The organism is Vibrio sp. 10N.247.310.23 (assembly GCF_041467155.1).
Lineage (GTDB): Bacteria > Pseudomonadota > Gammaproteobacteria > Enterobacterales > Vibrionaceae > Vibrio > Vibrio crassostreae_C.
Genome location: NZ_JBFSTZ010000018.1, coordinates 60931 through 76021 on the forward strand (window position 1 = coordinate 60931; position 15091 = coordinate 76021).

13 protein-coding genes are annotated in these 15091 nt (G+C 44.1%); 5 read left to right on the forward strand and 8 right to left on the reverse strand.

Annotated elements, in window-relative coordinates; genetic code table 11:
* Positions 1–2224, reverse strand: a 2224-nt coding sequence (locus tag AB6D93_RS14790; RefSeq protein ID WP_372127224.1) for an Ig-like domain-containing protein, incomplete at its 3' end; no start/stop codon positions are given.
* Positions 2225–2668: 444 nt separating this feature from the next.
* On the opposite strand from AB6D93_RS14790, the gene AB6D93_RS14795 reads away from it, so the two are divergent.
* From AB6D93_RS14795 to AB6D93_RS14810, 4 genes are all read left to right on the forward strand, one after another.
* Positions 2669–3934 carry a TolC family outer membrane protein gene (locus AB6D93_RS14795; protein ID WP_010438562.1) on the forward strand — a complete coding sequence of 422 codons (1266 nt, stop codon included), beginning with the start codon at positions 2669–2671 and terminating at the stop codon, positions 3932–3934.
* Entirely contained in the window at positions 3934–4551 is a 618-nt protein-coding gene (locus tag AB6D93_RS14800) for an OmpA family protein (RefSeq protein ID WP_010438560.1), read from the forward strand. Before AB6D93_RS14795 ends, AB6D93_RS14800 begins: the two co-directional genes overlap by 1 nt.
* Positions 4552–4686: 135 nt before the next feature.
* The gene (locus AB6D93_RS14805) at positions 4687–5037 is read left to right on the forward strand and encodes a DUF2750 domain-containing protein (protein ID WP_010438559.1); all 351 of its coding nucleotides are present in this window, start codon (positions 4687–4689) and stop codon (positions 5035–5037) included.
* A gap of 162 nt (positions 5038–5199) precedes the next feature.
* On the forward strand, positions 5200–7227 hold the full coding sequence (locus AB6D93_RS14810) for a diguanylate cyclase (RefSeq protein WP_017062304.1): 2028 nt from the start codon (positions 5200–5202) through the stop codon (positions 7225–7227).
* Here AB6D93_RS14810 and queC read toward each other — a convergent pair.
* The gene (queC, locus tag AB6D93_RS14815; protein ID WP_017063822.1) at positions 7187–7882 is read right to left on the reverse strand and encodes a 7-cyano-7-deazaguanine synthase QueC; all 696 of its coding nucleotides are present in this window, start codon (positions 7880–7882) and stop codon (positions 7187–7189) included. The two genes, AB6D93_RS14810 and queC, sit on opposite strands and share 41 nt — an antisense overlap.
* 58 nt (positions 7883–7940) lie before the next feature.
* The gene (gene queE / locus AB6D93_RS14820; RefSeq protein WP_346763708.1) at positions 7941–8609 is read right to left on the reverse strand and encodes a 7-carboxy-7-deazaguanine synthase QueE; all 669 of its coding nucleotides are present in this window, start codon (positions 8607–8609) and stop codon (positions 7941–7943) included.
* A gap of 184 nt (positions 8610–8793) precedes the next feature.
* Between queE and AB6D93_RS14825 the strand changes: the two genes are divergently transcribed.
* Positions 8794–9603 carry a Cof-type HAD-IIB family hydrolase gene (locus AB6D93_RS14825; RefSeq protein WP_017062301.1) on the forward strand — a complete coding sequence of 270 codons (810 nt, stop codon included), beginning with the start codon at positions 8794–8796 and terminating at the stop codon, positions 9601–9603.
* A 100-nt stretch (positions 9604–9703) separates the two neighbouring features.
* Here the strand turns inward: AB6D93_RS14825 and AB6D93_RS14830 are convergent, their stop codons facing one another.
* The 5 genes from AB6D93_RS14830 to AB6D93_RS14850 all read right to left on the reverse strand — a co-directional run bounded on the left by AB6D93_RS14830 (position 9704) and on the right by AB6D93_RS14850 (position 15028).
* Positions 9704–11116: an NUDIX domain-containing protein gene (locus AB6D93_RS14830; protein WP_029235162.1), complete on the reverse strand. Its 1413-nt coding sequence runs from the start codon at positions 11114–11116 to the stop codon at positions 9704–9706.
* Positions 11117–11202: 86 nt separating this feature from the next.
* On the reverse strand, positions 11203–11682 hold the full coding sequence (locus tag AB6D93_RS14835) for a GNAT family N-acetyltransferase (protein ID WP_009846623.1): 480 nt from the start codon (positions 11680–11682) through the stop codon (positions 11203–11205).
* Between the two features lie 209 nt (positions 11683–11891).
* Entirely contained in the window at positions 11892–12293 is a 402-nt protein-coding gene (locus AB6D93_RS14840) for a glycine zipper domain-containing protein (RefSeq protein WP_017062298.1), read from the reverse strand.
* 236 nt (positions 12294–12529) lie between these two features.
* The gene (locus AB6D93_RS14845; protein ID WP_102333362.1) at positions 12530–12976 is read right to left on the reverse strand and encodes a hypothetical protein; all 447 of its coding nucleotides are present in this window, start codon (positions 12974–12976) and stop codon (positions 12530–12532) included.
* Positions 12977–13123: 147 nt separating this feature from the next.
* Positions 13124–15028, reverse strand: coding sequence for a propionyl-CoA synthetase (locus AB6D93_RS14850; RefSeq protein ID WP_102333363.1), 1905 nt, complete (start codon positions 15026–15028; stop codon positions 13124–13126).
* Positions 15029–15091: the final 63 nt, after the last annotated feature.

Below are 15091 nucleotides of genomic sequence, written 5' to 3' on the forward strand. Positions count from 1 at the left end.
TGTCGCCGCTGTCGCTCGACGCCACCAGATCGATGGTCGGTTTGCTGATATCGGTGTCTAAATCATAAGTTCTAGAAATCGAACTACTAAATTCATTCCCAACCCAATCTTGTCCGGTAACAGTAGCTGTCACTGAATTATCAGCTACAAGATCACTGCCCTGAACATCTACACTCCATGTTTTATCACTTTGGACAACAGTCAGATAAGTCACACCATTTACTACGACTGATACCTGGTCACCAGTATCCGCATCTCTTCCAACAGTACCTTTAACTGAAACGGTACTTTCGCTTTCACTTTGATTGATAACATTGTCGTCAGTGATGGATTCAATAAAGATCGTTCCTCTAGCAGCTAAATCAACTAGATAGAACTCTGTCGAAGTAGCCGAGCCAACATTTCCAGCTTCATTTACGACATCTACCTTCGCGTCGACGATGTTATCGCTATCGGAGTTTAGGTCAGACCCATTGACGTCAATGCTATATTTCCCGTCGATTACTTGGCCTGTATACACAACGCCATTGATGGTCAGTGTTACTGTTCCAGAAACGTAATCCTCACCAGTAATAGAACCTGTAATCGTAACCGTCCCTTGAGCTTCAGTTGCGTTAATGACTGAGTCTTCAGTAATCGGATCAATATCTATGTTTACATTAACCGGAGTCGAGTCATAAATATGAGTAGAAGTTCCTGAGCTTGAAACACTGTTTCCTGCGCTATCGGTTGAACTAACAGAAACAGTGAACTCGGTGTCTTCTGCTAGGTCCTCACCATTAACACTTAGTTCCCAAATACCATTCTCTTTTACAACACTAGTATATGTCGCTCCATTGATGACAGCAGTTACGACGTCGTTAGGTTGTATGTCTCCACCGGTAGCAGTACCTGTAACAAAAATTGTTTGCTCTTTTTCAGTCTCAGTAACAACATCATCTGATGTAATGCTATCTACGATCACATTTCCTGATTCTGCCTGTGTATCAAGAGTGAACGTCAGCGTTGAGCTGCCTGAAGTATTACCTGCTGCGTCGGTTTGACGAACGGTGATCGTGTTGTCACCTTCCGTTGGTACTGGAGCCGTTGTCGTCCAGTTTCCGTCAACAAGGTATTCGACTGTCGCGCCATCTTCGGTGCCATCGACTGTGAAGCTGCCGTCGTTGGTTAAGAAGTCATCCGCTGCTGAGCCAGAGTCCGTATCCAGTGTCAGTGTTGGCGCATCTGGCGCTGTTGTGTCTAGAGTGAACGTCAGCTCGCTGCTGCCTGATGTATTTCCCGCTGCGTCGGTTTGACGAACGGTAATCGTGTTGTCGCCTTCCGTTGGCACGGGTGCGGTTGTCGTCCAGTTTCCGTCAACGAGGTATTCGACTGTCGCACCCTCTTCGGTGCCGCCGACTGTGAAGCTGCTGTCGTTGGTTAAGAAGTCATCCGCCGCTGAGCCAGAGTCGGTATCCAATGTCAGTGTTGGCGCATCTGGCGCTGTGGTATCAAGAGTGAACGTCAGCGTTGAGCTGCCTGAGGTATTACCCGCAGCGTCGGTTTGACGAACGGTGATCGTGTTGTCACCTTCCGTTGGTACTGGAGCCGTTGTCGTCCAGTTTCCGTCAACAAGGTATTCGACTGTCGCGCCATCTTCGGTGCCATCGACTGTGAAGCTGCCGTCGTTGGTTAAGAAGTCATCCGCTGCTGAGCCAGAGTCCGTATCCAGTGTCAGTGTTGGCGCATCTGGCGCTGTTGTGTCACCGATGGTCTCGCTGTCTGTGCCTTGGCTACCAGATTGCTCAATCGAGCGGAAAGCATCTAGCAGACTCAAGCTTTGAGTTCGAGACATGCCTAGCGCTTCAAAACCCGTAGTGATGAACTCAGTACCAGGGATTGTTTCTTCGCCATCACGCTCAATAGTTCCGCTAGTCCCTAAACTCGAGCCATTTTGACCGGCAGCTGTCGCAAACTCTTCACCGAGTTCAGCTGGGTCTTGGCCTTCTTCTAATGCAGCAAAAATATCAGCGATATCTTGGTCAAGTTCGATCTCCCCAGCTTCGGGTGAAAAACGCTTCGCTGATACTTCCGGAGTATTAGGGGCATTTAGGGATTCAAGAATGACATCCCCCGCTTGCAATGGCTGGCCGTCTTCTAGGACTTTAATTGTACCATCTACCGAAACAACAATGCGTTGACCAAGTGCCAATGCACCGCTCGCATTCAATACTGTCATGTCCATATAAACCCCTAAAACTCATTTTTCAATCAAAACGTCAAAATAGTGACATTGTATTTATAATATTAGGTAAAATATAACACCTAACACCATATAATTCATAGTTATGAATGCATATTTTAACAAGGTCGTATACACCATGATGACAATGGTCACACTCATCAATACTTAAAGCGCTCTTAAATTTGATATAAGTTATTGTGCTAACGAAAAATAATTGACATATTAATAGGTGTTCTAAGTGCATTAAAACATCACAATACGCACAGTGATCGGTTAACAAATTTACAACCATTTGCGAGCGCCAGTTGTAGCGATCGTAATTTTTTTGGCGGTTCATCTGAATTTTGTATATCATCGTGCAAAATTAAGACTCAGGTGTGACTCATTTTGGAGAGATGCAAATTGAATAGGATTCAAACGACGACCTTAGGGCTAGCTATAGCAATGACCTTTCCAGCTGCGGCACAAACTCTTGAGCAAGCCGTCGCTTTTACGTTGGAAAGCAATCCTGAAATTAAAAGTGCTTATAATGAGTACGTAAGTAAACGTTACGTTAACGATGCTTCTGGCGGTGCTTATCGTCCAAGTATAGATCTAGATGGTGGGATTGGTTATGAGCATACCGATCTAGTGACCAATACAAATTCAACAGATCTGACGCGTAAAGAAGCGACGATTACTTTGACTCAGTTAATTTGGGATGGAGCAAATACTTCCAACGATATTGATCGTACCGCGGCTGATGCAGAATCTGTTCGTTACCAATTACTCTCCAACGCCCAAGATATCGCTCTCGAGGTCACCAAAGTATACCTTGATGCAGTGAAAGCTTATGAAGTCCTCACCCTGTCTGAAAACAACCTGGCAACACACAAGGATATCTATAGAGATATTCGAAAACGTGTCGAATCTGGCATTGGCTCTACAGCAGATATGTCCCAAGTAGAAGCTCGTATTGCGAAAGCTCATGGTAACTTGCTCGCAGCACAAAATAATTTGTTTGATACGCATACTCAATTTAAACGTATTGTTGGACAGTCACCTTTGGGGTTAGTGTTTCCGCGAGCAGACACTGGAGCAATTCCTTACACCGTAGATGGCGCTCTTGCGAAAGCTTTCAACCAACATCCTGTTATTAAAATTGCACAAGCCGATGTGGACTCCGCTAAATTCCAATATAAACAGTCTAAAAGTTCAAATTATCCGACTGTTTCTTTCGAAGCCGCGCAAACCTGGCGTGATGACGCAGGTGGCAACGAAGGGAGTAGTGACGAATTTTCCGCAATGGTCCGCTTGAGATATAACTTGTATAACGGCGGCGCTGATCAAGACCGCGCTGAAAGTGCTGCTTACCAATTAAATAAGGCCAAAGATCTGCGTGAAAGTACATATCGTAATGTAGAAGAGAGCCTACGCTTGTCATGGAGCGCACTTGATTTAACCGTACAACAGAAAGAGTTCTTATCAGATCACGTAGACTCAGCATCAGATACGGTTATCTCTTACGAGAAGCAATACCGCATCGGTAAACGAACACTTCTCGATTTACTTAACACTGAAAATGAGCTCTTTGAAGCTCGTAAAGGCTATTTAGATGCCAAGTACGATGAACAATATGCTAAATACCGGGTCATGAACGCAACCGGTAATTTACTGACAGGTTTACGTGTCGATATCCCCCAAGAATGGAATGAAAAGGTAGAATATTAATGAAGCTGCTAAAAGCTGTATTTCCACTCTGTCTATTGGTTGCTTCTGCCAACATTTTAGCTGAAACAAACGATGAAGAGTTCGAGTATCGAGCGCTCCCAGAGAGCGTACAAAGTTACGATCTAGAAGACGACGACAATGATGGTGTTATCAACGCCCGTGATTTATGTGTTGATACACAGATTGGCGCTGAAATCGATAATGACGGCTGCGGCTCTTATTTCGAGTCAACGGAACAGAAAGAACTTCACATCTTATTTGCCAACAATTCAACAGAAATCAATCCTGTTTTTCTTGGCCAAATTCGTCAAATGGCCGCGTTTTTAAAGCGGTATGAAAGCACAACCATTCGTCTACAAGGCTACGCGAGTAAAGTCGGAAACGCGGCTCACAACTTAGACTTATCGAAAGAACGAGCATCAAATGTAAGGCGAGCCCTAATAAGTAATGGTATACAACCATCTAGAGTGACAATCGTTGGCTACGGGGATACCGTTTCTAATGAAGAGGGAACCAAAATCAACCATGCGCTCAATAGAAAAGTTGTCGCTTCTGTCGCCGGATTCAAAGGCAACATCAAAGAAGAATGGCATATTTTTACAAAAATTGGAAAGTAACCACTCTTAGTTATGCCTCATCTGAAACGTTATCTTTAGGTAGCGTTTCAGTACGCTTATAATTCCTTAAATAGCATATACCTAAGCCGTCTATAATGTTAATCTTGTCACGTTATCAACATAGAGAATTAATCCATGAGCAAACTAACCGCTGATACTCAAGCAAATCTAGAACTTTTCGTTTCTGAAACACAAGAAACTAAACTTGTATGGGGCCTTCGTAACGAAGAAGGTTGGCTAGCATGTGACTCAAGTGAATTCGAAAGCAGCGAAGTGATGCCATTTTGGTCTTCAAAAGAAGATGCTCAGACTCACAACGTTGAAGAGTGGGCTGATTTTGAAGTATTAGAAATCCCACTAGATATCTTTGTAGAAGACTGGCTACTGACTCTTGCTGAAGACGGCGTTCTTGTTGGTACTAACTGGAATGCAACATTAGAAGGCAAAGAACTTGAGCCTTCTGACCTAGCGAAATTATACATCTAATTTCCGATATCGGTCGCACGATTCGCGCGACCGATATACCTCTGATTAGTATCAATAAATTAGAGACCTATCTCGCATAACCACGTAGTCGCACCATTCAAAATTTGAAGCAACATCAAACTAATAATAGAATATCGTTCTTTATCTGATTGATCGTCTCTTGTGAATCACTTCGTTTTTGTTACCTTTCTACTATTCATTAGCTTTTGTTCTTATAGCCAAGTATCAACATCAGATCGTGACCACAATTCACCAGTCTATACCTCCAATCTAAGCTCTACTCCAAATGCTGATTGGAACGCGCTTTATCTCTCTACTTTAAACCACTCTCCTGAGCGCGCATTAAACATGCTGCAAACACGCTACATCGGCTCAACGGTTTATGGAGATAAGCTTTACCTTGCGTCTCTTCTGTATCAATACATGAGCCACCGAGATCAGCCGTTCTACGGAATCGCTTCAAACGACAATGACTACCAAGCGATAGAAACAGCGTTTATTTCTGCTCTGAGGAAAGACGGCAAAGGCCAATATGAACAAGCACAACAAGGCTTTCTAACACTTTTGGCGAAAATGCAATCTCGCAGTGATTTAACTGGTAAAGCCTTACTAAAGTACCAGCTATGCCGATCGCTTAACGAGCAAGCTAAATACCATCAAGCGAACTATTACTGCTCTGCCCTTCAGTCAGATTTACATGACATCGCTGACCCTGTATTACCAAAATTCGGGACTTATCGAGTCATCGCGAACAATCATCATTTCCGCAGTGACTATCAAGCTGCACTAGACACCTACCTATCACTAATAAACGTGTTTCCACAAGGGCATGATATTTCAGGGGTTTACAACGATGTGGGTAACTTGCTCAAAGAATTAAAGCAATATGAAAAATCGGCGGAGTATCTAGAGCAAGCTCTCATTCTCAGAGTAAACGCTTCAGATTTAATGAAAGCACAAGTGCATCACAGCCTTGCGGATCTCTACCTTAACCAAGAGCAAAGTGAACTAGCAATTCACCACTTTCAGACAGCAAGAACACTGCTGAGCTCAACGTCGCATAGCTACGGTATTGCACTCACAAGTCTTGGCTTAGGAAAAGCGTACACTCAAACGAAAAACTATGATGTGGCGAGAACCTACCTAATTGAGTCTCTTTCAGCTTCGAGCGAACTGAGCAATGATGTCATTCGCATCAATGCTTACTTGGCAATCAGCGATATGTTCGAAGAACAGAAATTGCCAACGGAAGCACTCAACTATGCTCAACAAGCGCTAGAATTAGCTGAACAAGTCACAAGGCATAAATACATCGCGCAGTCACTTCTTCAGCTTTCTGATATTCATCAATCACTCAGCGATTACCAACAAGCTTTCTATTTCTACCAGCGATACTCGTCAATACAAATGGAAGCTAGAGATATCGACAATCGACTCGCACTCGAAGCGCTCGGCCTGACGCACGCCAAATATGAACAAGAACTAGAAAGCTCTTTCCTGACACATCAGACGAAACTCGACCGCGTTCAAATTGAAAAAATGGAACATCAAAGATGGATGTACAACATCGTTGTTATTCTGTTGCTTTGCGCTGCAAGCTTCACGGTATTGATAAACAAAACGGTTCGCGCAAAAGCAGCAATTGATGGCTTAACGAAAGCATATAGCCGAACTGAGATAATTCGAAGAATCAAAAGAGTGAAACGCTGTAAAGGGACGGACAAACAGCATGTGCTCGTGCTGCTCGATCTAGATAAGTTTAAGAAGATTAATGATGAGCATGGGCACCCTACTGGTGATCGGGCACTGGTCCATATTAGTGATCAAATTAGAAAACACTTAGTGAATGGTGAATTGTTTGGTCGCTTAGGGGGTGAAGAATTTGTCATCATGTTAACCGATACCCCACCAGCAGAGGTACGAGAACGCGTTGAAGAGTTGCACTACGCCATTTCAAGCACTGTCTTTTTATCAGAAAGCAAAAAGTCACTTAATGTGACCGCGAGTTTTGCTTATCTAGCAACCTCAAACGCATTAAGTGACTTTGATGACTTGTATTCAGTGCTCGACCAAGCACTCTATCAAGCCAAAAGCAACGGCCGAAACTGCATTATTGATGCATATAACGAACCGATTGATTTACCTGAAATTATTTATTCTCAGCCTGTTTGCGAACCAACTCAGCCATGATGCTTTCGCGATCACCGAGGTAATCGTTAAGGCCAACTTTACGCAGTTCACATGCCGGACAATCGCCACAGCCATCACCAACAATGCCGTTGTAACAAGTCAGTGTTTTGTTTCTAACAAGTTCAAGTGCTGAGTACTGGTCTGCTAGCGCCCATGTCTCAGCCTTGTTTAACCACATTAGCGGTGTTTTGATATCAAGCTGCTTGTCCATACCTTGTACAAGTGCAGAGTTCATCGCCTTCACAAAGTCATTACGACAATCAGGGTAACCAGAAAAGTCTGTTTCACACACACCTGTAATCACGGTTTCAGCACCGATTTGGTAAGCGTAAATACCCGCTAGAGTCAGAAATAGAATATTACGACCAGGAACGAATGAATTCGGCAGCCCATTCTCTTGCAGCTCATGAGACACAGGAATATCGTCACGAGTCAAAGAGCTGATAGCCAGTTCATTCAACAGAGTCACATCCATCACTTTGTGCGCTTTCACACCAAGCTCTTTCGACAATGACTCAGCAACTTCAATCTCGAGTCTATGGCGCTGACCATAATCAAACGTAATCGCATGAACTTCATCATACTCTTTTAATGCTTGAACAAGACACGTTGTTGAGTCTTGACCACCACTGAATACTACCACTGCTTTTTTCATCTTAAATCCTTACGAGAACCTTCTACTAGCGACTTATCTTGCCCAGTAAAAATACAACCTATGCGATGCTCAAATATTTGTGAGTTTGTATTGATAAGCGCCAATTGCGCTCAATGCAGGTATCAATACAAAGCTGAGTAGCGCGGTCTTTTTGGCTGATTGGTTGCAGAGCGATAACAGTGTCGTTAGGAACTGCTGCTCGCTCCAATAAACCGTCAAGTTGTTCGATGTCTTTGCTTGTACCTACTGGATGCTTAATTTCGTTAGCACGTTGCAAGGCGCTATCTAAGATTTCCAGTTTCGCTTTCATCGCCACTTTCGGTGACACCGTAACCCAAGTGTCCGGTGTGGCTTTAACTTCTGATGTTCCGCTAGTCTCAATCTGACAGCGACAACCGTGCTGCTCAAACGCTTCAGTAAGAGGAACAAGATCATAAATGCATGGCTCACCACCAGTAATCACAATGTGCTTAGCAGTGTAACCTTGCTTGATATATTCATTCACGATTCCTTGAGCATCGATTGCTGACCAAGTAGGTGAATCTTCTGTCTTAACCATAATATAGCCAAGGCTGGTTTCCTCTTCTGGCAACGCTTCCCAGGTCTGCTTGGTATCACACCAAGAACAGCCCACTGGGCAAATTTGCAGACGAACAAAAACAGCGGGAACGCCAGTAAACACGCCCTCACCCTGAATGGTTTCAAACATTTCATTAATCTTGTACAACTTTCCCTCAGCTCAATCATTTGATGAAATTAATCAACCGCAGACCTTAAAGCACTTCCCCCTTTTGGTCAAACAAATGAGTACTGATAAATGAGTTGATCAAAGCCCTAGCCTGAACTTTCAAGTTCCCTTATCCTTTCGCCCATAGATTTCGTTAGCTTTTAATTTTTTAGTAAGGAACAACATGTACAAACTGATTGCTCTTGATATGGATGGCACACTACTCAACAGTGAAAAAGTGATTTCTCAAGAGAACAAAGACGCAATCGCCAAAGCACGAGCTGCAGGTGTGAAAGTAGTTCTCGCTTCTGGTCGCCCTTTAGAAGGCATGCAAAGCAAATTAGATGAGCTTTCGATTGACGGCGAAGATGACTTTGTACTCTTCTACAACGGCTCTATGGTTCAGAACGTATCGACAAAAGAGATCATTCACAGTGAGATCAGCAACGGTAAAGCCGCAAAAGAGATTGCAGCCCTCGCTGAACAGCTTGGTGGTTATGTCCATGCTTTCAGCAAGATCCACGGCTTAATCACACCTGAGAACAATGAGTACACTGGTATTGAAGCGCGTATTAATTGCTTAGATATAACCGAGTTCGACTTTTCTCAACTAGAAGATGACCACGAAATCATCAAAACTATGATTGTCGCTGAACCAAGCAAGCTGACTGAAATCATCGGTAAGTTGCCACAAGAGCTTAAGACTCAGTTTACTATCGTACAAAGTGCACCATTCTTCTTAGAGTTCCTAAACCCGAAATCAAACAAGGGTGTCGGTATTGAAGCGATAGCGAAACACTTAGGCATTAAAGCGGAAGAAGTCATCTGCATGGGTGATGCTGAAAACGATCACCATATGCTTGAATACGCAGGCCTTGGCATTGCAATGGAAAACGCAATGGAAGAAACCAAGAAACTGGCGGATCACATCACAGCTAGCAACGACGACCATGGTGTAGCGGTCGCGATTGAGAAGTTTATCTTCAACTCATAAACGCTCAACAGGTTCTAATAAGAATTACTTTTTGCTTGTTTCAGAAATGACAAAGGCTGTGCACTGCACAGCCTTTTTGATTTTGTGTTAGTCGAGTCGCTTACTCTCTTTTCCATGGCAGACGAAATGCCACCACACCAAACAGAATCAAGATTGGGAAACGTAACGTTTCAACAATAAATGAAGCAATACCGCTGAAAGAGACAAAGCTTCCAGCCCAGCTAATCAGCAGATTTCCCGCTAACAACATCGCCATCACTCCAAGAACGATCTTGAATGAGAACTGACCAACCAAAGGTTTCGAGTCTGTTAACGTCACTAGGCATGCAATCGTCATCAAAATCGCCACCCAGAATGAGAATGTTGGCAGTGGCCATATCACCGTCAGAACAATCGACAGTAAGCACAATGCCCACCAAACACCTTTAGAACTCAATAAGGCGCTAATATCAACATCCGGTTTCGCGTCTAATCTCACGATATGCCACGTCGTTAAAGCGCCTAATACGCCACCCATTAATACATCACTAAAAAACGCACTACCTGAATAAGACTTAAATAGCATGATCCACAGCAGGCCAGCGAGCACTACCAGAATGGCTTTTTGCTCCAAGAGGCGCTTTAGTTTCCAAAAGACTAACAAGGTTAAACTGACCCACAAGGCAGCCAACAGACTTGGAAAACTATACCCACTGCTCATCACCAGTTTCAATGTTGGCAAGTAAGCGTGTGGACGTGGAAAACCAAAACCTTGGTGCGCGATTAAAGTAAGTAGTGTCACCGAGATCAAAGTAAAGCCAAACTTCAACGCGAAGTTACGGCCAAAGTACCAAGCAATTAACGGCAATATCACAATGAAGACCCATGGCTTGGCCAACAAGTCAGTCAAAAGCACAGTATTCGCAAATACGCTTGGCATCTTATCGAACGTGTTTTGAAGTGACACAATCCAATTTAATTCAACTTGATGGACTTTGGGTGCCGCGCCCACCAGCTCAGTCACATACGTCACCGGTTGATCTGTCGCAGATAAAAACAGCTCGTTAATCTCAGACCACTGTTCTGGGTAGCGGTATTGGTGATCTTGCAATTCAGTAGGAGGAAGTAACATCGCTCGGCTGACTTCCACGCCATAATGAGGAGCAAACCAAATCGGCAGCTCAAAGCCACCTAACTCATTTCGAGCCTTGTAACTGATCACTTCAGAGTCAGAAATACAATCAAACACGACGGCACTGTCGGTATAACCTAGCACATCACCGACCGTTACCGACAAACCAGCCTCTTCCCACGTTTCACGTTGCGCCGCGACGGCTGGCGGCTCACCTGAAACAACAGTGCCTCCCGGTAGAGACAATTGACCGGTGATCAACTCATCAACCAACACGATTTGGTTATCAGCACGTACTACACACAAGGCGCCCGCGATATGATCGGGCAAAGTGTCGTTTGCCCAAGCGGAAGTAGTACTCAAAAGAGACAGTATGAAAACTAATAAATATCGAATAACCAACGAGTTTACCTAAAAAATAATAGAAGAATATTGAAGACTGCTGTTGCAGTTGAACTATTGTAATCAAAGCCACACAAAATCGCTGTCTACGTTTTGTGCAAAGCCTTCCTCATCCATTGAATGTGAGGTGTGAACCCCATTTTTTGATAGAAGTCCTTGGCAGGCGAGTTAAAGTCCCAAACTTCTACAAAGACTTGTTCAACCCCATAATCATCAAAAGTACTTTCAACTTTGTTAAACAACTTTTCAGCAATCGATTCTTTTCGATAATCAGGCAAGACAAACAGTTCATCGACACTTCCCATCGGCACTGGTTTGCTGACCGTTGAGATAAGCTCACAAAAATGCCCAGAGATAAAGCCAACAATGAGCTCTCCTTTTAATGCCACATAAACCAAACATTCAGGGTCATCCAAGTATCGTGCAATGCTTTTTTCCTGCTCAATCTCTTCTGCCGTTTTAAAGTGCTCTGGGCTAGCAAGGTGGTGGTGATGGTGGAGATCGAACATTAACTCGTTAAGTTGTTCTAAATCCGCGTGCTTTGCGGCCCTTAAGGTGACATTCATGACTATTGCGCTTCTCAAACCAAATTAATATCTAAACTGAGTCTAGTTTACTTGGCGTGAGTATCTATACAAGTTATTGAATTAATTCATTGTTTGAAGTGTGTATTTTAGATACAAAAACGGCCACATTACGTGGCCATTCTGTTTGAATGATTTTGAATTAAACGAATATCGAAGCTATGGTTTTTGCTGTAGCTTTAGCTTTAGCTTTATGCACCGTTATCTTCTTTCTCTTCTTTGAGATCAGCAAGCTGTTGTTCCAGTTCAATAAGCTTAATTTCCGCCTCTACTTCCGCAACTCGCTTTTCTGCATCAGTGCGATTGTCTTGCGCTAGACCATCAGCAGTAACTTGAGTTCGTTGTGCGTTTCTTGCATCGTCCGTATCTTTCATTGAACCCGCAACACCACCGGTCACACCACCTAATGCAGCGCCCTTAACGGCTAAACTCGCATCTCCAGTTAGAGCGCCGGCTGTTGCTCCTAATAAAGCACCACCTACCGCACCACGATTACGTGCGGCATTCTCATTTTCGTTATCCATTGCTGGCGATGCGCAACCAGAAAGAGTCACAATCAGTGTCGCTAAAAGAAAAGGTTTAGTGAATTTCATAGGAGTCTCGCTTAGTTCTTCGTTTTGAGTAGAACCATCTTAAGCAGAGCCGTTAATAAGATAAATAAAGCCACGTTTAGACGATACATCATGTTCAGCTATGTATTATTCAGCCATCGCATAACTGATTAATGATATATAGCTTTGAGCTCGCTTTATCCTCACCAACAAAAAAGGCGACCAATAAGGTCGCCTCAATCGCGCTTTCTCTATAATTCTTGCCTTTCACATATCTCTTAGCCTTTAGACCAAAAGTTTTGCACGTTTTCTGCGCTAGGTGGTGGCCTAACACCGCAATCTCGATAATGATTTTTATCGCCGATCCCCAGTATCTTGCCATTTTCGTCATCAATCATAGCCGCAACTTTAACACCGTCTCCCACATGGCGAGTTAACACGACAATTTCACCAGCTCTTTCAGACCTTACTGCGCCTAAGATTTGATATTCGTAGCGGCCTTTCCTTGAATTAACGATCATCTTCGAGTTAATAGGGTCGGCTTCATATCCCACACCAATATCAAAAACCGCTTGATAGAGATCGACGCCAGTCTTTGATACACATTTAAATACCTTGGAATGACTCAAAGGTTCTAACAACGCTCTACTCGCTTCATCCTTTGAAATACTGGCACTAGCAGCACCACTGACCAATAAAGCAATCAACAAAAAGTAAGCTCGCATAAAAAGACCTCAATATGTGGGATTCATAATGAGGTCATAGTAAACGCAATGGATAAGCGGATGAATAAAGTAGCGTTTAGGTAAACCATCACGCCGGATTATGTATAAATCAACAAGCCGAAGGTGAGATTACCTAAACTGCGACGTCTATTTGCCGAGCTTTTCAGCAATTTCAGTTAAGCTGGTAGGGTCGTCAATAGTTGAAGGCACCACATATTGTTCACCTTCTGCGATCTGCCGGATCGTTCTACGTAAGATCTTACCTGAGCGTGTCTTAGGTAACCTCTCAACAACCAAGGCTTGCTTAAAACAAGCTACCGCGCCGATCTCATTACGAACCTTGCCAACCAATTCCCTTTGCAACTCAATGCCATCGACTTTTACGCCATCTTTTAACACAACTAGACCTAAAGGAAGTTGTCCTTTCAAGTCATCGTGAATCCCGACTACCGCACATTCTGCAATGGCTGGGTGACCACCCACGATCTCTTCCATTTCTCCAGTCGACAGACGGTGTCCCGCTACGTTTATCACATCGTCGATACGACCCATAATAAATAGATACCCATCTTCATCGAGATAGCCACCGTCCCCAGAAACATAATAGCCTGGGAATTGGCTCAGATAGCCAGATTCAAATCGATCATGATTACGCCAAACCGTTGGCAGACAACCGGGTGGTAGTGGACGTTTGAGTGCAACAAAGCCTTGCTGATTAGGCTGTGCCGTTTCACCCAATTCATTAAGAATCTCGACTTGGTAACCGGGCATAGGCTTAGTTGAAGAACCTGCTTTCACTGGCAAAGATTCCAGCCCTGTCGGATTGGCAGAAATAGCCCAACCCGTTTCGGTTTGCCACCAGTGGTCAATAACCGGTTTATTGGTATGAGACTCAACCCAATCCAATGTTGGCGGGTCCAAACGCTCTCCCGCCATAAAAATCGACTTGAGCGATGATAAGTCATACTTGGTGAGTAACTCGCCTTCAGGATCTTCTTTCTTGATAGCTCTAAATGCCGTTGGCGCAGAAAATAACACATCGACGTTGTACTCTTCACACACACGCCAGAATGCCCCCGGATCTGGCGTTCTAACTGGCTTTCCTTCAAACAAGATGGTTGTGCAACCATGAATCAATGGCGCATACACAATATAGGAATGCCCCACTACCCAGCCGACATCAGAAGCCGCCCAAAACACACCATCTTGCGGCATATCGTAGATAGTGCTCATCGAGTATTTCATCGCGACCGCATGACCACCATTATCGCGCACCACGCCTTTTGGCTTACCCGTCGTCCCTGATGTATACAAGATATATAGTGGGTCAGTCGCTAGAACAGGCACACATACGTGAGGCAAAGCATCCTCAACAGCTTGCTGCCAAAGTACATCGCGTTCGTTGTTCAACTCGGCTAGAGACTGCTCTCTTTGGAATACCACCACTTTCTCAGGCTTCCAGCGGCTGTCCATGATCGCGCGATCGACCATAGGCTTATATGGCAAGACTTTGTTTATCTCGACACCGCAGGAGGCAGTAATCAACACCTTGGGCTCGGCATCTTCAATTCGAACGGCAAGCTCATGAGGAGCAAAACCACCAAACACCACCGAATGCACCGCGCCTAGCCGTGCACAGGCCAACATTGCCATCGCCGCTTCAGGAATCATTGGCATGTAGATCACCACACGATCACCTTTGGTAACGCCTTGCGTGGCTAACATACCAGCGACTTTAGCCACTTGGTTACGCAATTGATTGTAAGTGTACGAGGATTGAGTTCCTGTAACTGGAGAGTCGTAAATCAGTACGGTATTGTCACCTCGCCCATTTTCACAATGATAATCCAGCGCGAGCCAGCAGGTGTTCATCACCCCATCAGGAAACCAACGCTCAATTCCGTTATCGTCAGTTTGTAATATCGTTTTTGGTGGTTCAAACCAATCTATCGCTTGTGATTGTGTTTCCCAAAACGAATTTGGGTCTTCCCTCGCCCATTGATACTCGGTGATGTAATCTGTTTTTCTAGTCATTCGATTCGTAGCAGACATAGTGCCTCCTCCATGATTTATCCATTAGTCCAAGCGACTAGCTTTTAACAGTTTCACTTGGGT